Source organism: Serinibacter arcticus (genome assembly GCF_004786095.1).
GTDB lineage: Bacteria > Actinomycetota > Actinomycetes > Actinomycetales > Beutenbergiaceae > Litorihabitans > Litorihabitans arcticus.
Map to the genome: position 1 here is coordinate 1 of NZ_RHPJ01000006.1, position 24,800 is coordinate 24,800.

Genomic DNA, 24,800 nt, shown 5'->3' on the forward strand with positions numbered 1-24,800 from the left:
AGAACTGCGTGGCCGGGGTGATGTCCGTGAAGGGCGAGGTCGTCGGAGCGGTGAACTCCGGCTCCTCGGCCATCCGGTACAGGAACGCGGCCATCGCGTCACGGTTGATCGGCTCCAGCGGGCGGAAGGAGGAGGTTCCGTCGCCGTTGGCCCATCCGGTTGAGATCTCCTCGGCGTGCAGCCAGGCGATCTCCTTGTAGAACTGGTTGCTCGTGCTCACGTCGCTGAACGGGGAGACCGTCGGCGGGGTGAACTCGGGCGAGTTGGCCTGGCGGTAGAGGAACGCCGCCATGGCGTCACGAGCGATCGGGGTCAGGGGGCGGTACTCACGTCCGTCCTCGGTCTCCCAACCGGTGGAGATGCCGTTCTCGAACAACCACTGGATGTCCTCGAAGAAGAGCATCCCCTCCGGCACGTCCACGAAGTCGCCCGCGGCGTCGAACGTGAAGCTCCACGAGGCGGTCGAACCCGCGACCAGGACGAAGCCCTTGGCCGCCCGGGCGGTGACGGTGACGTCACCGGTGCCGGGGTAGGTGCCGGCGCGGACGACGGCGTCGCCCACGAGGTACTCCACGCCGCCCGAGGCCGGCACGGTGTAGGTGTCGGCCGTCGTGCCCGCGGCGTCGTTGAACGTCACCGCGGCCGGGGTCACCGGGAACGCGACGGGCGTCGGGTTGGCGGCGCCGGCCTCGAGACCGGTGAGGTACTCGAAGCCCTCCTTGGCGAACGCCTCGTTGGCGGGGGAGCCGTCGTACTCCATCACGTAGAGGTCGACGTCCTGCTCCACCGCCTCGGCCAGGATCTCCTGCAGCGGCACGTCGCCCTTGCCGAGGTTGGTGAAGACCGGACGCGGCTGCTCCTTGGTGCCACCGAGGTTGGTCGCGTCCTTGATGTGCAGCAGGTCGATGCGGTCACCGTGCTCCTCGAGCAGCTCGACGACGTCGACACCCGCGTGGGCGGCCCACGCGACGTCCACCTCGAACGTGACGAGCTCGGGGTCGGTCTCCTCGACCAGGATCTCCCAGGCCGGGGTCTGCTCACCCTTGTACTCGTACATCGTGGTGAACTCGCCGTCGTGGTTGTGACCGAAGAACTTCCCGGTCCCGTTGGCCACGGAGAGCGCGCCGAGGCGGTCCATCGTGTCCGCCGTGGCGAGCGTGTTCTCCAGCGAGCCGATGCCCGGGGCGGCGAACCCGCCCGAGCCCACGTACCGCTGCCCGAGCGTCTTGACGTACGCCAGGGTGTCGGCGAACGTCGCCTCCGTCGTGTTGTAGTGCGACGAGGGCACGTTCAGGTCGTAGGTGTCGGTCAGGGCCCGGAAGTTCTCGGCCGAGAACCCGCGCATCGTCCCGCCGAAGGGCTCGATGTTCTGGAACCCGATCGTGGACAGACGGTCCATGACCGGCACGAGACCGTCCTGGTTGACCCAGTTGGTCAGGGCGAACATCTGCATCGAGACCTGCTCGGCAGGGATCTCGATCATCTCGGGCTCAGGCTCGCCGTCGGTGAAGGTGAACGTCCAGGTGGACGTCGAACCCTCGACCAGCGCGAAGCCCTTGGCCGCCCGTGCGGTGACGGTGACCGTACCGGTGGCGGGGTAGGTGCCGGCGCGGACGACGGCGTCGCCCACGAGGTACTCCACGCCGCCCGAGTTCGGGACGGTGTAGGTGTCGGCGGCCGTGCCCGCGGCGTCGGTGAAGGTCACCGCAGCGGCGGTCACCGGGTACGCGACGGGCGTCGGGTTGGCGTCGCCGGCCTCCAGGCCGGTGAGGTACTCGAAGCCCTCCTTGGCGAACTCCTCGTTGGCGGGGGAACCGTCGTACTCCATCACGTAGAGCTCGACGTCCTTCTCCTCCGCCTTGGTCAGGATCGCCTGCAGATCCACGTCGCCGTCACCGAGGTTGACGAACGTCGGTGACGGGTTCGTCACGGAGATGCCGAGGTTGGTGGCGTCCTTGACGTGGAGCAGCTCGATGCGGTCGCCGTACCTCTCGAGGAGATCGACGACGTCGACCCCGGCGTGCGCGGCCCAGGCCACGTCCAGCTGGAACGTCACGAACTCGGGGTTCGTGTTGCGCACCAGGATCTCCCAGGCCGACAGCGCCTCGTCGGCGTGGTCACCGGCCGGGTAGATCGTGGTGAACTCCCGAGCGTGGTTGTGACCGAAGAACTTCCCGGTCCCGTTCGCCACCGACTGCTCGCCGAGACGGTTCATCGTCGCGGCGGTCGCGAGCGTGTTCTCGAGCGTCGTGATGCCGGGGGCCGCGAAGCCGCCCGAACCCACGTACCGCTGCCCGAGCGTCTTGACGTACGCGAGGGTGTCGGCGAACGTCGCCTCCTGCGTGTTGTAGTGCGAGGACGGCACGTTCAGGTCGTAGGTGTCGGCCAGGTTGCGGAAGTTCTCGGCCGAGAACCCGCGCAGCGTGCTGCCGAACGGCTCGATGTTCTGGAACCCGATCGTGGACAGACGGTCCATGACCGGCACGAGACCGTCCTGGTTGACCCAGTTGCTCAGGGCGAACATCTGGATCGAGACCTGCTCGGCAGGGATCTCGATGAGCTCCTCGGGCTCGGGGTCGACCGGCGGGAGGGCGGTGACGCCCGCGCCGTTCACGGTCCACGAGTCCAGCTGGAGGCCGGCCGAACCGGTCACGACGAGCGCGCCGGTGCCGGAGGGGAAGGCGATCGGCTGACCGCCGACACCGGTGAAGGCGACGTCGGCCCAGCCGGAGGTGGCGGCGATCGTGGCCGTCGCGAACGGAGCGGCGTCGGCCGCACCCCATCGCAGCTCGACCGTGCCCGTGCCCTGGGCGCGAGCGGTGACGCCGTCGATGTTGACGAAGTTCACCGTGTCGTAGGTGAGCTGGCCGCTCTCACCGAAGACGACCTTCTGGAAGGCCTGCGCGCTGTCGTCGGCCACGCGCTCCGCGCCCGTGAGGGAGTTGGAGTGCTCGGCCTGCTGCTCGCGCGTGTTGACGATCGAGGAGACCTCGCTCGTCGCGGCGGCGGCGGAGGGGGAACCGGCGTCCGTGTACTTGGCGACGATGACGCCGTACAGCTTCTCGGTCTCACCGTGCTCCACGGCGTCCGCCGGGGTGGTGAGGCCGCCCTCGCAGGAGCGAGAGATGCTCTGCAGCGGGTGCGCGTGGCTGTCGTGACCCAGACCGAAGGTCCAGTTCAGCCGGTTGCAGGTGATGACGGGGCCGTCCTCCGCGTCGGTGGCGGTGAACTTGTAGGGCAGGACGTCGCCCCACGTGAAGAACCCACCGTCGGCCGGGTAGTCCCGGGTCAGGACGGGCGCCTCGTTGCCGACCGTGACGACGATGCTCGTGACACCGCTCTTGCCCTCGGGGTCCGTGACCCGAAGGCTCACGGTGTACCGGCCGGTCGTGGCGAACGTGTGCTGCGCGGTGGCGGTGGTGGCGTCGGTCTGGCTGTCGCCGTCGAAGTCCCACGCGTAGGTCAGTGCGCCGCCCTCGGGGTCGGACGAGCCGGCCCCGTCGAACGTGATGGTCGCCGGAGCGGTGGCCGAGGAGTTCGGGGTCGCCGTCGCGAGCGCGATGGGAGCCTTGTTGCCCGGCGAGTACTCGATGCGGTACAGGCCCGCCTCGGGGTTCTGGCGGAAGAAGCCCTTGCCGTAGTCGAGCACGTACATCGCCCCGTCGGGGCCGATCTCCATGTCGATCGGGCCGGACCAGCGGGGCTGGTTGGCCGTCTCGAGCGCCTCGTTGGGCATGAAGTTCTCGAGCTTCTCGACCTTGCCGTCCCAGTTCGGGCCGGCCTCGGTGCCGAGGCCCTCCATGCTGATGGCCGCGACGTAGTCCTGGGAGTACTCGTACAGGAAGGCCTTGCCGTCCCAGTACTCCGGGAGCTGACCCGGGTTGGTGATGGTCTCGTCGTACTGGAAGACCGGACCACCCATCGGGCCCTGGCCGCCGCTCGGGGAGAAGTCCACGAGCTCGGGGAAGGGCTGGTCGGTGGGGTTGTCGCCGTAGTACAGCTGCGGCGCGGTGGCCGGCGGGAGCGTGTCGAGACCGGTGTTCCAGCGCGAGTCGTTGATCGCTCCGGCCTCGCAGTCGAAGAAGTCACCGCCCGTCGCCGTCGCGAAGTCCCAGTTGTTGTAGTTCGCGTTCGGACCGTGGCAGTACGGCCAACCGCCGTAGAGCGCCTTGGTCGTCGACTGCCACTCCACGTAGCCCATCGGGCCACGCTCGACGCTGGCGACGCCGGAGTCCGGCCCGTAGTCGCCCCACGTCACGGCGCCCGACTCGGGGTCGACGGCCATGCGGAAGGGGTTGCGCAGACCGGTCGCGAAGATCTCGGGTCGCGTGTCCGCGGTGCCCTCGGCCCAGAGGTTGCCCTCGGGGATCGTGTAGGTACCGTCCTCGGCCACCGTGACGCGCAGGATCGCTCCGCGCAGGTCGTTGGAGTTGCCGGCGCTGCGGCGGGCGTCGAGGCCCGGGTTCATGCCCGGGGCGTCGTTGTTGGGGGCGAAGCCGTTGGCTCCGGGGGTGCTCGCCGGGGTGTTGTCACCGGTCGAGACGAGGACGTTGCCGTCCAGGTCGAAGTCGATGTCGCCGCCGACGTGGCAGCACTGGCCGCGCTCGACGCCGACCTTGAGGATGACCTGCTCGGAGGCCATGTCGAGGGTGCGCGCCTCGAAGTCCCACTTCACGCGGGTGAGCTGGTTGTAGCCCTTCCACTGGTCCCAGTAGGTGGCCTCGTCCTCGCCCGCGGGCAGGACGGTGGGCGCGGAGCCCTGCGGCGTGGAGGTCGGGAAGCCCTCCTCGTCCATCACGGCGGGGGCGTAGTACAGGTACACCCAGCCGTTGTTCTCGAAGTCGGGGTCGAGCGCAAGGTTCTGCAGCCCGTCCTCCGAGTTCGCGTAGACGGGAACCTTGGCGACCACGTTCACGACGCCGGTGTCCGGGTCGGTGTGGCGGATGCTTCCGTCGCGGGCGGTGGTCAGGACCGTCAGGTCGGGCAGGACCTTCAGGCCGATCGGCTCACCGACGTTCTTGGTCAGCGTGACACGGTCGTAGTTGGCCCAGTCCAGGGCCTCGGCGTCGGTCGCGGCGGCAGCGGGGTCATGGTCGTGCCCCGGGTGCGCCAGGGCAGCCGTTTGCGGCAGCAGCAGCGCCGCCACCGTGACAGCGAGCACTCCGGCTCGCAGTCTCATTCTCTTCACAGTGCACTTCCTTCGTCGTCGAACGATGTGCGGGACGCCGAGGTCGGCATCCCAGGTAGACGTGCGGCTCCTCCTCGGTGGGCGGGTCGTGACCCCGACCGCGGGGGTCGGTCGGGGAGTCGGTGGGTCAGGAGATCGAGCGGCGGTGCGATCGCTGATCGCGCGTGAGGGTCAGCGCAGGAGCTCCGTGTCGGAGCGGACGCTGATCGTTCTCGTTCGGCAACGGTGCCGGCCGGTCGTCGATGACCATGAGCAAAAACTAGGAGAGAGTTCGGGCGGCTGTCAACAAAAGTCTGCAAAGTGGGATCGCAACTTCTGTTTGTGAACGGTCACGTTCTGGCGTCGGTCGTCAGGCGGGTCGACGAGCTGGCTCGCAGCGCAGCAGTCGACTGCTCAGCCGTGCGCAGCGCAGCAGTCGACGTGGTGGCCGGCGCCAGGGTCGTCGTCGGAATAGCGTGGGCGGAGCCCCGGTTGCACCAGGCCGTGCCGGTTTCCGGCGCGTGCCTACGGAAGGTCCTTCGTGCAGACGTCCAGCCCCACCCCGTCCGATACGACGACGCCGGCCCCGCTGCCCGACCGCGCGCCGACGCCCGTGCGCACCCCGCCGCCGGGCGCGCACGCGCTCGTGGTGGGTGCCAGCGGCATCACGGGTTCCGCACTGGTGAACCAGCTGACCGACGCCGGGTGGCGCGTCACGGGCCTGTCGCGCTCGCCGGTCCCCGGCTCGTCCGCCGAGCACGTCGCCGCCGACCTGCGCTCGCTCGCGTCGCTGCGCGACGGTCTGGCGGACCTGCACCCCACCCACGTCTTCATCGCCGCCTGGTCGCGGCAGGAGACCGAGGCCGAGAACATCCGCGTCAACGCCGGGATGGTGCGCGACCTGCTCGCCGTGCTGGGGCCGCAGGGGTCGGTGCGCCACGTCGCGCTCGTCACCGGGCTCAAGCACTACCTCGGCCCGTTCGAGGCCTACGGCCAGGGCGACGTGCCGGACACGCCGTTCCTCGAGGACGCCGACCGCCTGCCGGTGGAGAACTTCTACTATGCGCAGGAGGACGAGCTGTTCGCCGCGGCCGCGACGCACGGCTTCACCTGGAGCGTCCACCGCTCCCACACGGTCATCGGCCACGCCGTCGGCAATGCGATGAACATGGCCTCGACCCTTGCGGCCTACGCCGGGATCCAGCGCCACCTCGGCCGCCCGTTCGTCTTCCCGGGCTCGCGCACGCAGTGGGACGGCGTCGTCGACCTCACCGACGCCGCCCAGCTCTCCGACCACCAGATCTGGGCCGCGACGACGCCGGAGGCGGCCGACACGGCCTTCAACGTCGTCAACGGCGACGTCGTGCGGTGGCGCCGGTTGTGGCCGCGCCTGGCCGCCCACCTCGGAGTCGAGCCGCAGGGTCCCGGCGACGAGCCGCAGCCGCTGGAGCAGCAGATGGCCGACGCCGACGGCGCCTGGGCGGAGCTGGTCGCGCAGCACGGCCTCGCCGAGCCCGACCTGAGGCGCGTCGCCTCGTGGTGGCACACCGACGCCGACCTCGGCCGCGACATGGAGGTGCTGGCCGACATGACCCGCAGCCGCCTGCTCGGCTGGGCGGGCTACGTCAGCACCGAGCGCGCGCTGCTCGCCCTCGTCGACCGGTACCGGGCGGAGCGCCTGGTCCCGTAGCCCGGGTCCCGCAGCTCGGTGCGCGCCGCTCGGTGCGCGCCGCGTGCGGGCCCGAGCGCGGCCCTACAGCTGGTCGGCGAACAGCGGGGCCAGCTCGAGCGCCGGGTTGGCGGTGGTCAGCGACCGCAGCCGCCACTGGTCGCGGAAGAGCGCGAGGTTCTCGCCGTCGCTGCGACGGGCGATCTCGACGCCCGGGGCGCCGGCCAGTGCGGTCTCGTCCGACGGCGAGGCGCGCCGGGCGAGCTCGTAGTTGAGGGACTCGACCCGCATCTCGGCGTTGAACTCGTTCGCCATGCGGAAGGTCGCGACCTCGAACTGCAGCGGGCCGACCGCGGCCAGGATCGGCGTCGCATCACCGCGCGACGGGGAGACGAGGACCTGCACGACGCCCTCGTGCTCGAGCTGGGTGATGCCGCGGCGGAACTGCTTGGAGCGGCCGGGGTCGGCCACGCGCGCCACGGCGAAGTGCTTCGGGGCGAAGGCGGGCATCGGCGGGAACTGCGCCGGTGGGCCGTCGGGGGAGTAGAGGGTGTCGCCGACGGCGAGGAGCGCGGCGTTGACGAGACCGACGACGTCACCGGGGTAGGCGTGCTCCACGGACTGCCGGTCGCGACCGAACATCGACAGGGCGTGCTTGGTGATGATCGGGCGTCCGGTCGGGCCGTGGACGAGGCCCATCCCGCGGGTGAACTCGCCGGAGCAGACCCGCACGAACGCGACGTGGTCGCGGTGCTGCTTGTCCATGCCCGCCTGCATCTTGAACACGAAACCGCTGAACTCGGAGTCGACCGGGCGGGGGGTGCCGTCGGCCTGCGGGCGCGGCGGCGGCGACGGCGCGAGGGTCTCGATCGTGTCCAGCAGCTCGCGCACGCCGATGTTGGCCAGCGCGGTCCCGAAGAGCAGGGGGGTGCTGCGACCGGCCGCGAACGTGGCGGGGTCCGGTGCGCCCAGCAGGCCGCACGACTCCTCGGCCTGCGCGGTGTCCGCCGGCGCGATGAGCCTGGCCTCCGCCGTCGGGACGGTCGTGCTCTCCGCGAGGGTGGCACCACCGGGCGCCCGCTCGTAGAAGGTGACCGAGTTGTCGGCGGGCTTCAGCAGGCCGCGGAAGTGACCGCCGTCGCCCACGGGCCACGTCACGGGCGTGACCGTCATCGACAACCGGGTCTCGATCTCGTCGCAGAGCTCGAGCGCCTCCTTGCCGGGGCGGTCCCACTTGTTGACGAACGTGATCACCGGCACGCCGCGCTCCCGGCACACCTCGAACAGCCGCAGCGTCTGCGGCTCGATGCCCTTGGCGGCGTCCAGCAGCATGATCGCCACGTCCACGGCCATCAGGACGCGGTAGGTGTCCTCGGAGAAGTCGGCGTGGCCGGGGGTGTCCAGGAGGTTGATCACGAGGTCGTGGTACTCGAACTGCAGGGCCGCCGAGGTGATGGAGATCCCGCGTCGCTGCTCCAGCTCCAGCCAGTCCGAGACCACGCCGGAGCGTCCGCCCCGCCCGTGCACCGAACCGGCCTCGCGGATCATGTTCGCGTGCAGCGCGATGGCCTCGGTCAGGGTCGACTTGCCGGCGTCGGGGTGGGAGATGACGGCGATGCTGCGACGGCGTGCCGCCTCACGGGCGGGGACCGCCAGGGGCTGGCTCACAGGGCAGGGCTCACGAAAGGCTCCAGGCGCTCGAAGACGAGCTCGGTGCAGGGTGCGAACCGATCTGCTCGTTCCGCAACGGTGCCGGGGGCTCCGTTCGGAGCGTCCGAGGTTACCCGTCACGAGGAGGATCGGCACAGTCGCGCCGCGATCCGGCCCTCGCGACCGGTCGCTTCCCGTCCCAGGGGTACCCTCGAAGCGAGCGCCTCCTGCGCCCGGTCGATACCGCCCGCCCCTCGAAGGGGTCGGCGCCGCCCCGGGACGCCCGCGAGCGTCACCTCGAACTGCGACGAAATCACGTGCTCCATCGCGGGGCACCCAGCGAAAGAGCCTCTGTGCACAACGCCCACACCATGAATCTCACCGCCCCCAAGCAGCTGCCGAAGAACGGCATGCGCATCACCCCGCTGGGGGGCCTGGGGGAGATCGGCCGCAACATGACCGTGTTCGAGTTCGGCGGGAAGCTGCTGATCGTCGACTGCGGCGTGCTGTTCCCCGAGGAGCACCAGCCCGGCATCGACGTGATCCTCGCCGACTTCTCCGCCATCCGGAACCGCCTCCAGGACGTGGTGGGGATCTTCCTGACCCACGGCCACGAGGACCACATCGGCGGTGTGCCCTACCTCCTGAAGGAGCGTCGGGACATCCCGGTGATCGGCTCCAAGCTGACGCTGGCGTTCATCAGCGCCAAGCTGCAGGAGCACCGCATCAAGCCCAAGACCATCACGGTCGAGGGCGGCGGGACGATGAAGCTCGGTCCGTTCGAGCTCGAGTTCGCGGCCGTCAACCACTCCATCCCCGACGGGCTGGCCATCGCCATCCGCACGGCCGCCGGCCTCGTCGTGGCCACGGGCGACTTCAAGATGGACCAGTTCCCGCTCGACAACCGCCTCACCGACCTGCGCGCCTTCGGCCGGTTCGGCGAGGAGGGCGTGGACCTCCTGCTCTCGGACTCCACCAACGCCGAGGTGCCCGGGTTCCTGGCCTCCGAGCGCGACCTCATCCCCGCGATCGAGACGGTCTTCCGCACCGCCCCGAGGCGCATCATCGTCTCCAGCTTCGCCAGCCACATCCACCGCATCCAGCAGGTGGTCGACGCCGCGCACGCGCACGGTCGCAAGGTGGCGTTCGTCGGTCGCTCGATGGTGCGCAACATGGGCATCGCCGTGGACCTCGGGTACCTCACGATCCCGCGCGGGGTGCTCGTGGACTTCAAGAAGCTCATGAACACCGACGAGTCCAAGGTGACGCTCATCTGCACCGGCTCGCAGGGCGAGCCCATGGCGGCGCTCGCCCGCATGGCGAACGGCGACCACCAGATCCGCCTCACCGAGGGCGACACCGTGCTCATGGCGAGCTCGCTGATCCCCGGCAACGAGAACGCGATCTACACCATCATCAACAAGCTCACCGACCTCGGCGCCAACGTCGTGCACAAGGGCAACGCCAAGGTGCACGTCTCCGGCCACGCCAGCGCGGGCGAGCTGGTCTACTGCTACAACATCATGAAGCCGCGCGCGGTCATGCCGGTGCACGGCGAGGCCAAGCACCTGCGGGCCAACGGCCAGCTGGCCATCCGGACCGGCGTGGCCGAGAACAACGTCATCATCGCCAAGGACGGCACCACCGTCGACCTGGTCGACGGCGTCGCCCGCATCTCGGGGCAGGTCTCGGCAGGCCTCGTGTTCGTCGACGGCCAGACCGTCGGGCGCGCGACCGAGGAGACGCTCGGCGCCCGCCGTCAGCTGAGCGAGGCGGGCGTCGTCGTGGTCCTGGCGATCGTCGACCCGGCCACCACCACGCTCGCCGAGGTCCCGGAGTTCATCACGCGGGGCTTCATCCACGACGTCCCGACGCTCGACGGCGCCGCCGGCGTCATCGAGAAGGCGCTCGCCGCGGCGAAGAAGCAGGGGCGCGACGACGTCGAGCAGCTCGAGAGCGCGATCGCCCGCGAGGTGGGCAGGCACATCGCCCGCACCTACCGCCGCGAGCCGGTCGTCGTCGCGGTCGTCGTCGACGCCTGAGGCATCCGGCCCGGGTCAGCGGGCGAGGACCGCACGCTGACCCGGCCGCGCCGTCAGCGCCAGAGCTCGGCGCTGGCGAGCGCTGCGCCGTCGCTCAGGCTGCGCAGCTTGGCCCAGGCGATCTGGCTGTGCACGCGGCCGCCGAGGCCGCAGTCGGTGGAGGCGACGACGTTCTCGCGCCCCACGCGCGTCGCCAGGCGCACGATGCGCTCGGCGACGAGCTCGGGGTGCTCCACGACGTTGGTCGCGTGGGAGACGACGCCGGGCAGGAGCACCTTGCCCTCGGGCAGCTCGACGTCGTCCCACACGCGGTACTCGTGCTCGTGGCGGACGTTGGCGGCCTCGAACGTGATGGCGTCGGCGTTGATCTGCAGGACGGTGCCGATGATGTCGCGCAGGCCGAGGTCGGTCGTGTGCGGTCCGTGCCAGGAGCCCCAGCACAGGTGGTAGCGGATCCTGTCCGACGGCAGGCCGCGCAACGCGTGGTTGAGCGCCTCCACGCGCAGCCGGCTGAAGGCGAGGTAGTCCTCGATCGCCGGCTCGGGCTCGATCTGGTCGAAGTTCTCCGCGATGGAGGGATCGTCGATCTGGAGGATGAGGCCGGCGTCGATGATCGCGACGTACTCCTCGCGCAGGACGTCGGCCCACGCCTCGAGCAGCGAGGAGTCGTCCGCGTAGTGCTCGTTCGCGATGCGCGACGCCGAGCCGGGCGCGAGCGAGGTCATGAAGGCGTCGGCGGTGCCGGCGTCGACGGTCGCCGCCCGCAGGTTGGCGATGTCGGCGGCGATCGCCTCCTGGCCGGTGTAGCGCAGGGGGCCGGTCACCTTCGGGAAGACGGGCGGGGCGCCCACGAAGATCCCCGAGGTCGGGTCGGTGTACGCCTCGCGGAAGGCCTGCTGGTCGCGGCGTAATCCGAAACCGGTCAGGCGCACGTCGCCCGGCGTGGACAGGTGGCGGTCGGTGACCCAGGCGCCGCCCTCGTCCAGAGACAGTCCCTGCGTGCGCTGGAAGATGTAGGACCACCACGAGCCGAAGTCCATCGGCGACGTCATCGACTTGCCGTACTCGCCGTCGCCGACGAGGTCCACGCCCGCCTCCTGCTGACGGGCGACGAGATCGGCGACCTCCGTCGCCAGGAGCTGCTCCCAGTCGGCGACGTCCTCACCGGCGGCCCGGGCGGCGTTGGCCGCGACGAGGCGTTCGGTGCGGGGGAGGGAACCGGCGTGGGAGGTGAGGATCCTGTCCTGGCTGCGGCGCATGGAGCCATTCTCCCGGGTCGCGGGAGGGGCCGAGCGGGGCGTCCAGATCGCGGCCGGCGGGAACGCGAGAGCGGGCCGGGGCTGCTGCCCCGACCCGCTCTCGTCGTCTCCGGCCGATGCGGCCGCAGCGAGTCAGGAGGTCGCGGACTCCGACGCCGACTCGCTGGGTGACGGCGTCGCCGACGGGTCCGGCGTGATCGCGACGGTGATCTTGTCCGTGGCCGTCTGCTTGGAGAACGCCTCGGCGTCGGGCGTGGTGGCCACGAGGATCTCGTAGGAGAAGGTCAGCTCGACCGAGCGTGCCGTGTCCGGCAGCGGCGGCACCACGATCGTCGTGGAGTAGCTGTAGGGATCCTCGATCGTGTAGCCGGGCTGGACCGACGCGTCGTCGACCACGTCCGGGGTCTGCTGCACGAGCGCCCCCGTCTCGTCGCGGGCGACGGAGGTGACCTGCAGCCGCGAGAGGTACGCCGGCGCGTCCTCGTTGGCCTCGGCCGTCATCGACAGGCTGACGGGCTTGGAGGCGTCGGGCTTCCAGTCCGTCATGCTCAGGTCGGACCAGTAGTTGACCGTCAGGGTCGAGGCGCCCGCCGTCAGGGTGCGCACCGTGCTCCCGGACGCCAGGTCGTTGACGATCTGCACGAGCGTGGGCGTTTCGGTCGGTGTCGCGCTGGGCGACGGCGACTCCGACTCGGTCTCGCTCGCGGACGGGTCCGGCGTGGCCGACTCCGTCGTCGGGGACTCCGACGAGGGCGACTCCGACTCCTGCGCCTGCTCCCACGGCGGGGTGCCGCAGCCGGTCAGCAGGAGGAGGGATGTGACCGCCGTCACGGCCGTGACGAAGGGTGTGCGCATCCGCTGAGTCATGGGGCTCCAGTCGTGAGTTTCTTGAGAGAACTGTAAGGCAATGGAAGGGATCCCCTCAGGTCGCGCCGACGTCGGCCCACCAGAGTTCTTGTTGTCCGGAACAGGCCGGATCGAGCACAGCTGGAGCACGCGATGTCCGGAACCACCATGACGGTCTACGCCCCCGTGGGTGTCGAGGCCGAGCTCGACGCCTTCGAGTTCTCCTCCGAGGAGCTCGTGATCGTCGAGGAGTCCAAGCGGGCTCGCATCGTGTGCATCATCCCGGCCTACAACGAGGCGGACACGATCGAGTCCGTGCTCGAGGGCCTGCTGGCCCAGACGCGCCTCCCGGACGCCGTGCACGTCATCATCAACAACTCCTCCGACAACTCCTTCGAGCTGGCCCGGGCCTACGCCGGTGAGTACAGCGTGGAGCGTCACGACGCCGTGCAGACCACCAGCATCTACGTGCACGACATGGGCAAGGTGCCGGACAAGAAGGTCGGCGCGCTGAACTACGGCTTCCGCCTCGCCGAGGGCGCTGACTTCCTCCTGGGCGTCGACGGCGACACCGTGATGTCCCCCGACGCGCTGGAGCTGATGGAGGCCGAGGTCACGTCCGACCCCCGCATCGGCGGGATCTCGGCGATCTACACGGTCGACAACCACACGCGCAACCCCGTCGCCTCGCTCCTGCTGACCGGCCAGCGCGCGCAGTTCGCGGCGTTCAACCTGCAGAACCTGCTGCGCGGCCGCAACATGGCCGTGCTCGGTGGACAGTCCTCGATCTTCCGGATGTCCGCCCTGCGCGAGGTCATGGCGCAGTACCACCAGGACACGCCGTGGGTCAGTGACTCCGAGGTCGAGGACTCCCTCCTCAGCCTCCAGATCAAGAACCTGGGCTACTCCACCAAGATCAGCGCGACGGCGCGCGCCGTCGTGGGTGGCATGGACAACATCCGTGCCCTGGACGGTCAGCAGGTCAAGTGGAACTACGGCGCGATCGACCTGATGTGGCCGGGCCAGCGCGGTGACACCTCGGGCCAGCCGTTCCACCCGAACCTGCGCCTGCGCTGGATCGAGAACATCGGCATGCTGATCAACATCTTCACGCGCGTCAGCTTCCTCGCACTGCTGCTGGGCTCGCTCTCCATCGAGGCGTTCGTCTTCTCGCCCATCTGGCTCATCCCGCCGGTCGTCGCCATGGCGCTCAACGTCCGCATCGCGATGTCGATCAAGGGCCGCACGTGGCGCGACATCCTCTTTGCCGCGACGATGATCCCCGCCGAGATCTACATGTGGGTCCGCATCGGCCACTTCTTCCGCGCCTGGACGAAGTTCCTCTCGAAGGTCCGCACGGACAACTGGGCCGCGCAGGCCCGCGCCGAGCGCGGTGCCGGCTGGGCCCACCTCACGCCGCTGATCGTCGCGGCCGCCGGCATCGGCGCCCTGATCTACGGCTGGTCGACGCTGCCGATCATCGCCCAGGCATCCATCCTCTGGGTCGGCTGGCCGCTGCTGGCCGTGCTCACCGCGCTGCAGACGCTGTTCATGCTGCGCCAGCTCCTGCGTCGCCAGTACGGCTACCGCGCCTGAGCCCACACACGCCGAAGGCCGACCCGGACGAACCGGGTCGGCCTTCGTGCCACGACTGGTACGAGCGACCAGCCAGACGTCGGACCCGCGTCAGCGGGCCGGCGTCTTCGGGGCGTTCAGCCGGTAACCGACACCGCGCACGGTGTCGATCCAGCGGGGGCTGGCGGTGTCCTCGCCGATCTTCCGCCGCAGGTTGGCCATGTGGACCTCCACGCTCCGGTGGTCCGAGGGGGTCACGAGGGTGCCGACGTCGTAGTCGTCGCCCCACAGTGCACGAACGAGGTTGTGCTTGGTCACGACCTTGCCGAAGTTGGACCAGAGCGCCGCGAGGATGTCGAACTCGCTGCGGGTGAGCGCCACAGCCTCACCGTCCACCTCGACCGTACGGGCGTCGCGATCCACGCGGAGCCCGTTGATCACGTCGTAGGAGGTCTCGTGAGGAGCAGTGGACGCTGCAGTCTCCGCCGGTGCGGCGGGGGCTGCGCTCGTCGCGGCAGGTGCGGCCGCGTGGCGGCCGGGCTCGGCGACGGTCGACGCCGGAGCGGCGGCGGGCTGAGCGGCGGGAGCGGCCGCAGGCGACGCGGGCGGGCCGGCGTCGGGCGCCAGGTCGGCACCCGTGGCGGGCGCGACGCGCGGGCGGCGCAGCATCGCCTCGACGCGGGCGCGCAGCTCGCGCGGCCGGAACGGCTTGGTCATGTAGTCGTCCGCGCCGACGTCGAGACCCGACAGGGTGTCGATCTCGTCGCCGCGCGCGGTCAGCATGATGATGTAGGCGTCGCTCGACGTGCGCACGCGGCGCGCGACCTCGAACCCGTCGATGTCGGGCAGGTTCACGTCCAGCGTGATCACAAGCGGATCGACCTGTCCGGCGAGCCGGACCCCGGCGAGACCGCTGCTCGCCGAGTGCACCATGAAGCCGGCCTGGGCCAGCACGGTCTCCAGCAGGAGACGGATGTCTGGGTCGTCCTCGATGACGAGGGCCACTCGTTCAGTGAATTCCACGGACCCACCATAAGGGGAACGGCCCGATCCGGCCTTGTGGAACGTTTAGTTTCTCGCAGAACGGATTCTCCGATGACCCCTAGGCTGTCCCCATGACGACCGCGAGCGCTCCCCCCACGGGGGATCCCGCGCTCGCTGACGAGCCCGGACGGTGGCTCGACAGGCGCGTGTTCCTGCGGAACCTGCCCGGTGTGATCGCGATCGTGCTGGTCTGGGTGGCCGCCGCGCTGATCTTCCCCGAGCTGATCGACCGCCCCGCGTTCCTCATCGCCTCGGGCCTCGCGCTGACGTCGCTGACCGTCTCGTTCCTGGTGCCGTGGGAGCGCGTCCCGAGCTGGGTCGCGCTGATCCCGCCGCTCCTGCTCATCGGCGCGGTGGGTGCGCTGGCGTTCGAGGGGCTCCGGGTCTCGATCATCGCGCTCGTCCCGGTGATCGACCTCGCCCGCCACCACGGCCGCCGCGGCGCCGTCGCGGGCGTGGTCGCCGCCCTCGGCGCGTCGCAGGCCGAGGTGCTGTTCGCCGTCACCGACCTCACCCGCGAGGGCGTCATGCGCCTCGTGGTGATCTCGATCGTGTTCGTCACGGTCGCCACCGTGGTCACCGCGCTGGAGGAGCGCGCGCAGGCGCGTCGTCGCCTGCTCGCGCGCCAGGGCCGCGCGCTGTCCGAGGCGTACGCGCGGATCGACGTCGACCGCGCCCTCCTGCAGGGCGTCGTCAGCGCGATCACGGTGGGGGTCGTGGTGCTCGACGACGACGGGCGCGTCGTGCACGCCAACGAGGCGGTGGAGCGCTTCGGCGAGGTCCCGCTGGTGCCCGGCCTCGACGTCGCCGAGCTCGGTGCGCCGCCGGAGCGCGAGCGCGAGCCGGGCTCCGACGTCGGAGCCGACCTCCCGACCTACCTCCGGCGCACCGCGCAGGGCGAGACCGTCACCGACGAGACCCGCTGGTGGGGCCTGGCCGACGGCACCCAGGTCGCGCTCCGCGCCAACATCGTTCGCGTCACCTCCCCGCGCTCCCGCGGCCTCTACCGCGTGCTCGTGCTGGAGGACCTCACCACGGAGGTCTCGGCCGTGCGCGAGCGCGAGGACTTCATGGGCGCCGTGTCGCACGAGCTGCGCACCCCGCTGACGTCCGTGCTCGGCTACCTCGAGATGGTCATCGAGGACACCGAGACGGCCGAGACCTCGCGCAGCCGCCTCAAGATCGCCGAGCGCAACGTGCGACGCCTCGACTCCCTCGTGGAGGACCTGCTGGCCGACGCCGCCGCCCGCCACGCGTTCTCCGACCCCGAGATCGAGCAGGTCTCCGTCGGGCGTCTCGTCCGGGACTCGGTGCAGGTGCTCACGCCGCGCGCCGAGCGCGCGGGCGTGACCCTGGAGTCGGCCGTCGAGAGCGGGCTCGTGGTCCGCGGCGACGCGCGCGGCATCGGGCAGGTGATGGACAACCTCCTGTCCAACGCCGTGAAGTACTCCGACGACGGCGGCACGGTCGTCGTCGTCGCGCAGCGCGAGGGCGACGAGGTCGTCGTCACGGTCGCCGACGACGGCATCGGCATCTCCGAGGAGGACCAGGAGCACCTGTTCGAACGCTTCTTCCGCGCCGAGTCCGTGCGGATGGGCGAACGACGCGGCACCGGCCTCGGGCTCCACCTCGTGCGCGAGCTCGTGCACGCCCACGGCGGTGAGGTCGAGGTGCACAGCGACCTCGGCGAGGGCACCCAGATCACCGTGCGGCTCCCGTACGCCGGGAGCGTGCCGGACCCGCACGCCGTCGCCGTGCCGCTGGCCGGCGCCCTGACCGTCGTCGACCCCGACTAGACCCGACCAGACCCCGACCAGAACGAGACCACGTGACGCTCGACCTGCCCACCCTGCTGATCGTCTCCCCGCTGATCATCGTCTCCTGCTGCGTGCTGTACCTCACCGGTACCGCGCGGCGGCGGGGGATGGACAAGGTCGACCGCTGCTGGACCCTGACGTTCGTCGCGCTCCTGATGACGACCGTGTGCTACCTGCTCTCCGGGCTGAACACCGTCGCGTGGGTCGCCAACGGCCTCGGGAACGGGCTGTTCGTGCTCGCACTCGGCGCGATGTGGAGCGGGGTGCGCGCGTTCGACGGTCGGCGCCCGTTCCTGTGGGTCGTCGTGGTCACCGCGGTGGTCGCCGGTGCCTCGGCCCTCGTGTCCGGCCCCGACGGCGGTGTCTGGGCCGGCGGCTGGGCCTACCTGCTGGGCCTGACGGGCTGGTCGCTCGCCTCCGCCGTCGCCATCCTGCGCGGCCGGGTGCGCGCGTTCCCCTCGATGACCGCGCTGGCCGTCGTCGCCGCCGGGTACGGACTGTTCACCGCGGCGCGGACCGTGATCGCCCTGACGCACGGGTTCGACGACCCGCTGTTCCTCACCGTGGCGGGGTCGGAGGTCGCGACCGTCGTCGGCATGCTCGTCGGGGTGGTGGGGTCCTTCGCGATGATCACCGTCCGGGCGCCCGGCGTGGCCGCCGAGGCCGACGGCGAGCGACGGTTCGATCCGTACCTCGGCCTGCGGAGCCCCGCCTGGCTCGCCCAGCGCGCCGACGTCGCCGTCGACCGCGTGCAGGAGACCGGCCAGGCGAGCACGGTCGTGCTCGTGCGGGTGCGCGACCTCGACGAGATCGAGTCCGCCTTCGGTCGGCAGCTCGCGCGGGAGGCGTTCGAGCGCACGGCCGAGGAGATCGTGGCGGGGATCCCGCGCGACGTGCTCGCGGGCACCGTCGACCACCTGCCCGCCACCATCGTGGTGATCGCGCCCGGGACCGAGGGCGCCGCGGCCAGCCGGCTGGTGCACCTGCTCGACGGTTACCTGCGCGGCATGTCGATCACCGACGACGACCTCGAGCTGCCCCTCGTGGCCGACCTCGCCGTCGCGACGGGCGACCGCTCGTGGCGCCGGCTCGTGACCGAGGCCGCCGCTGCGGCCGACGAGGCTCAGGCCAGCCGCTCCACCACGTAGTCCACGCACGCGGTCAGCGCCTCGACGTCGGCGGGGTCGACGGCCGGGAACAGCCCCATCCGCAGCTGGTTGCGGCCGAGCTTGCGGTACGGGAAGACGTCCAGCACCCCGTTCTCGCGCAGCGCCGCGATGACGGCCGTGTGGTCGATCGCCGGATCGAGGTCGATCGTCGCGACGACGGGGGAGCGGTGCGCCGGGTCCGCCACGAACGGGCTCGCCCAGTCGCGCGCCTGCGCCCACGCGTAGACGTGGTCGGAGCTCGCGCGGCTGCGGCCGGCGGCCCACGCGAGACCGCCGTGGTCGGCGAACCAGTCCAACTGCTCCGCCAGCAGCGCGAGCGTGGCGACGGCGGGCGTGTTCAGCGTCTGGTCCAGCCGCGAGTTCGTTACGGCCTGCTGCACCGAGAGGGACTCGGGGATCCACCGGTCGCTCGCGTCGATCCGGGCCACGCGCTCGATCGCGGCGGGGGACAGGACCGCGAGCCACAGCCCGCCGTCGGATCCGAAGACCTTCTGCGGAGCGAAGTAGTAGGCGTCGGCCTCGCGCAGGTCGACGACGGCGGCGCCCGCGATCGACGTCGCGTCCACCAGCGTGAGCTGGTCGGGGGTGGCGCCGGCCGGGCGGACCACGGGGGAGACGACCCCGGTCGAGGTCTCGTTGTGCGCCCAGGCGTAGACGTCGGCGTCGGCGTCGTACGCCACGGTCGCCAGGGTGCCGGGCTCGGCGCGCGTGACGTGGGAGTCGGCCAGGAACGGGGCGGCCGACGTCGCGGCGGCGAACTTGGCGCTGAACTCGCCGTGCGCGGCGTGGCTCGCGAGCGTGCGCACGAGGGAGAAGGTCGCGGCGTCCCAGAAGCTGGTGCTGCCGCCGTTGCCGAGGACGACCTCGTGGCCCTCCGGGGCACCGAGCAGCTCGGCGACGCCGCGGCGCACCCGTGCGACCAGGTCGCGGACGGGCGGCTGACGGTGGGAGGTGCCCATGACGGACGGGCCGAGCGCCGCGAGGGCGTCCATCTGGGCCGCGCGCACCTTGGAGGGACCGGAGCCGAAGCGACCGTCCGCCGGGAGCAGGTGCGGGGGGATCAGGACGCTGGCGCTGGGCATGCGGACATTCTGACAGGGCGTCGGACCGGCGGGCCGACGAGGGTGCGAGGCCGTAGGGTGGGACGCGACGGTGACGACGGGCGCTTCGGGGGACGAACCTCGGCCGCCCCGCATGAAGGGCCAGCCGCGTGAGCGACCTGATCGACACGACCGAGATGTACCTCAAGACGATCTACGAGCTCCTCGAGGAGGGCATCACGCCGCTGCGCGCGCGGATCGCCGAGCGCCTCGGGCACTCCGGCCCCACCGTCTCCCAGACCGTGGCCCGCATGGAGCGCGACGGCCTCGTGGTGGTCACCGACGACCGCCACCTCGAGCTGACGCCCCTGGGCTACGAGCGCGCGATGCACGTGATGCGCAAGCACCGTCTCGCCGAGCGCCTGCTGGTCGACGTCATCGGACTCGACTGGGCGCACGTGCACGAGGAGGCGTGCCGCTGGGAGCACGTGATGAGCGAGCAGGTCGAGGCCCGCCTGCTGACGCTGCTCGACCACCCCACGCACGACCCGTACGGCAACCCGATCCCTGGGCTCGACGAGCTCGGTGACATCACGGCCGAGCCGTTCCTGTCCGGTGTCGGCTCCATCGTCCAGGCGGTCACCTCCGGCCGGTCCGAGGTCGAGATCAAGCGCATCGGTGAGCCCCTCCAGGTCGACGTCGAGCTGCTGCGTCGGTTCGAGGAGGCCTCGGTGCGCCCGGGGACCACCGTGGCGGTCACGCGCGAGGGTTCGACGCTCACCCTTCGGGCCGCGGGGAGCGACGTCGTGCTCGACCTGCCGACCGAGCTCGCCAAGCACGTCTTCGTCGCCGCCTGACCCTCCCTTGACCCCCGGTTTGACGCGGCTTTGACCCGCCCGAACGCGGCGCTCACACCTGTGACGGGCGTCACAAAACGGACCGTGACCTCAATGTGACCTTCGGCCCGATCGTGGGCTACTGTCGGCACGTTCCGGTCGTTCGACCGGGACTCCCAGCGGATCGTCGAGCCCTACCGCCGCGCGGGAAAGTCGTTCCAGGTAGGGACGGGGGAACCACGTTTCCACCGGGTGCCGGTTCGCCGGGACCCTCGGGGTGTAGCTCCGGCGTCGTCAGCGGCGCAGGAGCCGGGCTATCTCCAGCTCGAACCCGACAGCTCACCCCGCAGGCGTACGGAGGAACTTCTTTGACCCAGGCGACACAGCGAGGCCGGCACCGTTCGGCTACGCGCCCCTCAACCCCGCTTGACGTGGTGGGTTCGACCATCACCGCTTCTCTCCAGGGCAAGGCCGGCCGCACCGCCGTCGTCGCCGTGGCAACCTCTGGCCTCGTTCTCGGCGTCTCCGCCGCAGCGGCCGCCGAGCCAACGTCCAACGACGTCATCAAGGCCCCGAGCCTGAAGGCCACCTCCCTCACCGCAGCAGCGGTCGAGCGCGCCGGCACGCAGACCGCCGTCGTGGTCGACTCCGGTGCCGCGATCGGCTACGCCGCCGTGACCGTGTCGGCCGAGGCGCCCCCGCCCCCGCCGCCGCCCGTGGTGCGCACCGTCACGTCCCGCACCCGCACGGCCCCGGCCGTCGAGCGCGAGACCGGCAACGCGAACACCAACGCCGCTGCCGCCGAGACGACCGACGCCGCCGAGGAGACCTCGGCCCCCGCCGTCGAGGAGGAGACCGCCGCGGCCCCGCCGATCGACGGCAGCACCGCCTCCGCCGTCGTCGCCGAGGCCTTCAAGTACGTCGGCGTCCCGTACGTCTCCGGTGGCGCGAGCCCTTCCGGCATGGACTGCTCCGGCTTCGTGCAGTACGTCTTCGCGCAGGTCGGCGTCTCGCTGCCCCGCACGTCGGGCGCGCAGGCCGGTGCCGGCTACCGCGTCTCGGCCGCCGAGGCGCGCGCCGGTGACCTGATCTACTCGCCCGGCCACATCGGCATCTACCTCGGTGACGGTCAGCACATCGCGGCGCGCAACGCCAGCACGCCGCTGAAGGCCGGTCCGGTCTACATGAAGAACCCGACCTACATCCGCGTCCTCGGCTGACCAGCTGACACGCAGGTAGGAACGACGGGCCCGAACCTCACGGTTCGGGCCCGTCGTCGTTCCCGGGGGCCGGGGCGTACGCCCGCCGGCCGCCAGCGCCCAGCCCGCCATCGGCCGCTGAGCTGTACCGCCGCGCCGCCGCGCCGAGTTCGGGGGTTTGCGCCGAGTTCGGGGGACCCAGCCCCGAACTCGGCGCGAAACCCCGAACTCGGCGTACTCGGGGGCGGCGCAGCGGGCGCGGCGGAGCGGACACCGGCCGAAGTGCTGCTCCGCGCTGGACCCGTGTGGCCTCCCGCACACCTGGCAGGGGCGGCTTCATCCCGATAAGGTCAAGGGGAAGTCAACGGGCAGAGAGGCACGGTGAGATCTGTGGCCGAGTCACAGCACGTCCTGGTAGGGGTCGACGGTTCGGACCCGAGCGGCTGGGCGCTCGAGTGGGCGCTGGCGGCCGCGAAACGACGGGGGTGGGGCCTGCGGGTCCTGTGCTCGTACTCGCTGCCCTCGTTCACGGCCGCATCGCTCGACGGCGGGTACGCCGCCCTCGACGACAGCGCCATCCGTGCCTCGGCGCAGGCGGCCCTCGACGGAGCCGTCGCGCAGGCGAGCGACCGCGGGGTCGAGGTCAGCTCGGTGCTGGAGACCGGCGACGCCGCCGGTGCCCTCATCGAGGCGAGCGCCACGGCGGGGCTGGCCGTGGTCGGCACGCGCGGCGGGGGCGGGTTCACCGACCGGCTGCTGGGGACGGTGTCGACGGCGTTGCCGGCCCACGCCCGCTGCCCGGTGGTGGTGGTCCCGCTGCGGAACGAGGACGGCGGCACGCGCGGCGAGGCCTCGCGTCGTGGTCGACGCGACGGCGGCGGTCGCGGCGGGCGAGCGACCGACGGCGAGGAGCCGACCTACGGGCACGCCTGGGAGGCGATGGCACCCGTCGCCGCGCCGCGCCGGATCGTCGTCGGCGTGGACGGCTCACCGAGCGCGCGGGTGGCGCTGAACGCGGCCGTGGCGGAGGCGGCGCTGTGGGGTTCGGAGCTGACCGCCGTCGCGGGTGTGCCGCTGTCGCACGGCGCCGGCGTCCTGGCGTGGCTGCCGGCCGCGATCGACCGCGGCCAGGTGCTGGCCGACGTCAAGGCCGGACTCGAGGTGATGGTCCGCGAGGCCGTGGCCGACACGGGCGTCCGGGTCAAGCTGCACGCGCTCGACGGCTCGGGCGCGGGACTCCTCAGCGAGTTCTCCACGGCGGTGGACCTGGTCGTCGTCGGATCACGTGGACGCGGCGGCTTCACGGGGATGCTGCTGGGGTCGACCAGCCAGTCCGTGCTGCACCACGCGTCGTGCCCGGTGCTGGTGGTGCCGGCACGGACCGAGCAGGAGGGCGTGTCGCCGATCGACCCGCCCTGGCTGAAGCGCCGTCGCCCGCGCCCCTGACGCGGTCAGGCCGAGCGGGCCTCGTCCTCGGCCAGTCCACCGAGGCGGTACAGCGCGACGCCGGCCGCCAGCGTGCAGCCGATCGTGGCGGCCTTGCGGCTGAGCCAGCGCGGACCCTTCGGGAGCCAGACGTCGTAGACCCAGGTGACCTCGCTGCGGCCGTCGCCGCCGGCTCGGGGCCGCACCGTCATCTCGACGGTTCCGCGGAACATCCCGCCGACCTTGCGGTAGACGGCACGGTGTCCGCCGTCGGTGGACGTCGCCAGGCGCTCGAGCACCATGATGTCGCGCAGGAATCCCAGGGTGACGGCCTCGAACTTGTCACCCACGCGCGGCGGGGCGGGCGGCGCGGCCATGGTCGTGAAGGGGAACGCGCCGGCGTGCCGCTTGAGGTCGGTGAGGACGTCGAAGGTCAGGTCGGCGGGTGCGGCGACGGATCGGACGGCACGGTCGACGCGGGGGAGGGCCATCCGCCCACGATAGCCGCGCGAGCGCCGAGCACCCACGACGACGTGAGGATCGGCCACGAGGGTGCCCCCGGCGCGAATCGAACGCGCGACCTACCGCTTAGGAGGCGGTTGCTCTATCCCCTGAGCTACGAGGGCGGGCACCTGCGGCAGCAGCTGCCGCGGCGACGACAGCCTACCGGGGCCGGGGCGGGCCCACCGCCGCCGGGTGCCCGTCCCGTCGGGAGGTGCGGCCGTCCCCTCGGGCGGTCCGACGGTGGTGCGACCTCCGACGATCGGCGGAATGCCGCCGGTCGGCGCCCGCGGCCGCCCCGCCACACCGCTCGACGGGACCGCTGCACCGCTCGAAGGGACGCACCCGCGCCGGCAGGGTCACCATGCGGACGCCCGACACCGCTCGGCCTCACCCGGCGCACCCCGTGTGAGGCTGGAGGCATGAGCTCAGACACCCTCCCCACCGAGAACGGCTCCACAGACGCCGTCCCCACCATCGTCTCGGCCGCCGCGCCGCACGCCCCGCTGGGCGACGTCGGCCCGCTCGTGCTGGGCGGCAACGTCTTCGGCTGGACCGCCGACCGCGACGCGAGCTTCGCCGTGCTCGACGCGTTCGTCGAGGCGGGAGGTCGCTCCATCGACTCCGCCGACGTCTACTCGGCGTGGGCCGAGGGCAACAGCGGCGGCGAGTCCGAGGCGATCCTCGGCGAGTGGTTCGCGGCGCACGGTCGGCGCGACGACGTCCTCGTGGCCACCAAGGTCTCCAAGCACCCCGAGCGCCCCGGCCTCGCGCGCGACAACGTGCGCGCCGCCGTCGAGGAGTCCCTGACGCGCCTGCAGTCCGAGACGATCGACCTCTACTACGCGCACGCCGACGACGAGACGCAGTCGCCCGAGGAGATCGCGGCGACCTTCGACGAGCTCGTCCGCGAGGGCAAGATCCGCGCCATCGGGCTGTCCAACTTCGCACCGGAGCGCCTGCGCGCCGTCGTCGAGGCCGCGCGCGCCGAGAACCTCACCCCGGCCGCCTACTCGCAGGACCGCTGGAGCCTGGTGGAGCGCTCGATCGAGTCCGAGCTCGTGCCGGTCCTCGCCGACCTCGGCCTCACCGAGCTGCCCTACTCCTCGCTCGCGTCCGGCTTCCTGACGGGCAAGTACCGCCCCGGCGTCGAGGTCGACTCGCCGCGCGCGGGCGGCGCGGGCAGCTACCTCGAGCGCCCGGGCGCCGGAGACCTCCTCGGTGCGCTCGACGGCGTCGCGCGCGCCCACGACGTCGAGCCGGCCTCGGTCGCGCTCGCCTGGCTCCGGACGCGCCCGACCGTCGGCGCCCCGATCGCCAGCGCCCGGACCACCGACCAGCTGCCGGCCCTGGTCGCGAGCTTCACGCTCGACCTGACGCCGGCGGACCTGCGCGACCTCGACGCCGCGAGCGACGCTCTCGGCTAGCCCCGGCGCGGGGGCGCGGCTGCGGGCCGCGACAGTGCGACGATGGACGCCGAGTCTCCGACTGGACCAGGGCGCGCGCGGTCGCGCCCGCATCGGAGAGCTGGAGGTGGGTGTGACGCGGCACGACAGCACGG

At 71.6% G+C, this 24,800-nt stretch carries 16 protein-coding genes, 1 tRNA gene and 1 riboswitch; of the genes, 9 read left to right on the forward strand and 8 right to left on the reverse strand.

Features of this window, described 5'->3' with window-relative positions; genetic code table 11:
• Positions 1-5,179: PQQ-dependent sugar dehydrogenase (locus tag SERN_RS15930; protein ID WP_135850994.1), on the reverse strand; the 5,179-nt coding region annotated here is incomplete at its 3' end.
• A 601-nt stretch (positions 5,180-5,780) separates the two neighbouring features.
• Here SERN_RS15930 and SERN_RS15050 point away from each other — a divergent pair.
• Entirely contained in the window at positions 5,781-6,857 is a 1,077-nt protein-coding gene (locus tag SERN_RS15050) for an SDR family oxidoreductase (protein WP_135851012.1), read from the forward strand.
• A 63-nt stretch (positions 6,858-6,920) separates the two neighbouring features.
• On the opposite strand, the gene SERN_RS15055 is transcribed toward SERN_RS15050, so the two are convergent.
• Positions 6,921-8,504: a peptide chain release factor 3 gene (locus SERN_RS15055; RefSeq protein WP_135850995.1), complete on the reverse strand. Its 1,584-nt coding sequence runs from the start codon at positions 8,502-8,504 to the stop codon at positions 6,921-6,923.
• A gap of 353 nt (positions 8,505-8,857) precedes the next feature.
• On the opposite strand from SERN_RS15055, the gene SERN_RS15060 reads away from it, so the two are divergent.
• Entirely contained in the window at positions 8,858-10,528 is a 1,671-nt protein-coding gene (locus tag SERN_RS15060; protein ID WP_158292688.1) for a ribonuclease J, read from the forward strand.
• Positions 10,529-10,581: 53 nt separating this feature from the next.
• Here the strand turns inward: SERN_RS15060 and SERN_RS15065 are convergent, their stop codons facing one another.
• A complete protein-coding gene (locus SERN_RS15065; protein ID WP_135850996.1) occupies positions 10,582-11,787 on the reverse strand; it encodes a cobalamin-independent methionine synthase II family protein in 1,206 nt (401 codons plus the stop codon).
• Between the two features lie 132 nt (positions 11,788-11,919).
• The gene (locus tag SERN_RS15385) at positions 11,920-12,642 is read right to left on the reverse strand and encodes a hypothetical protein (RefSeq protein WP_158292689.1); all 723 of its coding nucleotides are present in this window, start codon (positions 12,640-12,642) and stop codon (positions 11,920-11,922) included.
• A 144-nt stretch (positions 12,643-12,786) separates the two neighbouring features.
• On the opposite strand from SERN_RS15385, the gene SERN_RS15075 reads away from it, so the two are divergent.
• The gene (locus tag SERN_RS15075) at positions 12,787-14,229 is read left to right on the forward strand and encodes a glycosyltransferase family 2 protein (RefSeq protein WP_135850997.1); all 1,443 of its coding nucleotides are present in this window, start codon (positions 12,787-12,789) and stop codon (positions 14,227-14,229) included.
• A gap of 90 nt (positions 14,230-14,319) precedes the next feature.
• Here SERN_RS15075 and SERN_RS15080 read toward each other — a convergent pair whose 3' ends face one another.
• Positions 14,320-15,213, reverse strand: coding sequence for a response regulator transcription factor (locus tag SERN_RS15080; protein WP_233251748.1), 894 nt, complete (start codon positions 15,211-15,213; stop codon positions 14,320-14,322).
• 110 nt (positions 15,214-15,323) lie between these two features.
• Between SERN_RS15080 and SERN_RS15085 the strand changes: the two genes are divergently transcribed.
• Together SERN_RS15085 and SERN_RS15090 are read left to right on the forward strand one after the other, a co-directional pair.
• Complete coding sequence (locus SERN_RS15085; protein WP_135850998.1) at positions 15,324-17,048, forward strand: ATP-binding protein; 1,725 nt, start codon at positions 15,324-15,326, stop codon at positions 17,046-17,048.
• A gap of 32 nt (positions 17,049-17,080) precedes the next feature.
• On the forward strand, positions 17,081-18,217 hold the full coding sequence (locus SERN_RS15090; RefSeq protein ID WP_135850999.1) for a hypothetical protein: 1,137 nt from the start codon (positions 17,081-17,083) through the stop codon (positions 18,215-18,217).
• Here the strand turns inward: SERN_RS15090 and serC are convergent.
• Positions 18,193-19,320: a phosphoserine transaminase gene (gene serC, locus SERN_RS15095; protein ID WP_135851000.1), complete on the reverse strand. Its 1,128-nt coding sequence runs from the start codon at positions 19,318-19,320 to the stop codon at positions 18,193-18,195. The two genes, SERN_RS15090 and serC, sit on opposite strands and share 25 nt — an antisense overlap.
• Positions 19,321-19,448: 128 nt before the next feature.
• On the opposite strand from serC, the gene SERN_RS15100 reads away from it, so the two are divergent.
• From SERN_RS15100 to SERN_RS15110, 3 genes are all read left to right on the forward strand, one after another.
• Positions 19,449-20,135, forward strand: coding sequence for a metal-dependent transcriptional regulator (locus tag SERN_RS15100; protein WP_135851001.1), 687 nt, complete (start codon positions 19,449-19,451; stop codon positions 20,133-20,135).
• Positions 20,136-20,302: 167 nt separating this feature from the next.
• A riboswitch (cyclic di-AMP (ydaO/yuaA leader) is annotated at positions 20,303-20,482 on the forward strand.
• Between the two features lie 66 nt (positions 20,483-20,548).
• Entirely contained in the window at positions 20,549-21,334 is a 786-nt protein-coding gene (locus SERN_RS15105; RefSeq protein WP_135851002.1) for a C40 family peptidase, read from the forward strand.
• A 369-nt stretch (positions 21,335-21,703) separates the two neighbouring features.
• Complete coding sequence (locus SERN_RS15110; protein WP_135851003.1) at positions 21,704-22,759, forward strand: universal stress protein; 1,056 nt, start codon at positions 21,704-21,706, stop codon at positions 22,757-22,759.
• A 5-nt stretch (positions 22,760-22,764) separates the two neighbouring features.
• Here the strand turns inward: SERN_RS15110 and SERN_RS15115 are convergent, their stop codons facing one another.
• Together SERN_RS15115 and SERN_RS15120 are read right to left on the reverse strand one after the other, a co-directional pair.
• Positions 22,765-23,229 carry an SRPBCC family protein gene (locus tag SERN_RS15115; RefSeq protein WP_135851004.1) on the reverse strand — a complete coding sequence of 155 codons (465 nt, stop codon included), beginning with the start codon at positions 23,227-23,229 and terminating at the stop codon, positions 22,765-22,767.
• A 62-nt stretch (positions 23,230-23,291) separates the two neighbouring features.
• Positions 23,292-23,364, reverse strand: a tRNA-Arg gene (locus SERN_RS15120).
• 297 nt (positions 23,365-23,661) lie between these two features.
• Between SERN_RS15120 and SERN_RS15125 the strand changes: the two genes are divergently transcribed.
• Positions 23,662-24,666: an aldo/keto reductase gene (locus SERN_RS15125; RefSeq protein WP_135851005.1), complete on the forward strand. Its 1,005-nt coding sequence runs from the start codon at positions 23,662-23,664 to the stop codon at positions 24,664-24,666.
• Positions 24,667-24,800: the final 134 nt, after the last annotated feature.

Coding starts and splice junctions, on each gene's coding strand:
- SERN_RS15085 (WP_135850998.1), top strand. CDS start 15,324: ATGACGACCGCGAGCGCTCCCCCCACGGGGGATCCCGCGCTCGCTGAC.
- serC (WP_135851000.1), bottom strand. CDS start 19,320: ATGCCCAGCGCCAGCGTCCTGATCCCCCCGCACCTGCTCCCGGCGGAC.
- SERN_RS15060 (WP_158292688.1), top strand. CDS start 8,858: ATGAATCTCACCGCCCCCAAGCAGCTGCCGAAGAACGGCATGCGCATC.
- SERN_RS15075 (WP_135850997.1), top strand. CDS start 12,787: ATGTCCGGAACCACCATGACGGTCTACGCCCCCGTGGGTGTCGAGGCC.
- SERN_RS15125 (WP_135851005.1), top strand. CDS start 23,662: ATGAGCTCAGACACCCTCCCCACCGAGAACGGCTCCACAGACGCCGTC.
- SERN_RS15385 (WP_158292689.1), bottom strand. CDS start 12,642: ATGCGCACACCCTTCGTCACGGCCGTGACGGCGGTCACATCCCTCCTC.
- SERN_RS15065 (WP_135850996.1), bottom strand. CDS start 11,787: ATGCGCCGCAGCCAGGACAGGATCCTCACCTCCCACGCCGGTTCCCTC.
- SERN_RS15115 (WP_135851004.1), bottom strand. CDS start 23,229: ATGGCCCTCCCCCGCGTCGACCGTGCCGTCCGATCCGTCGCCGCACCC.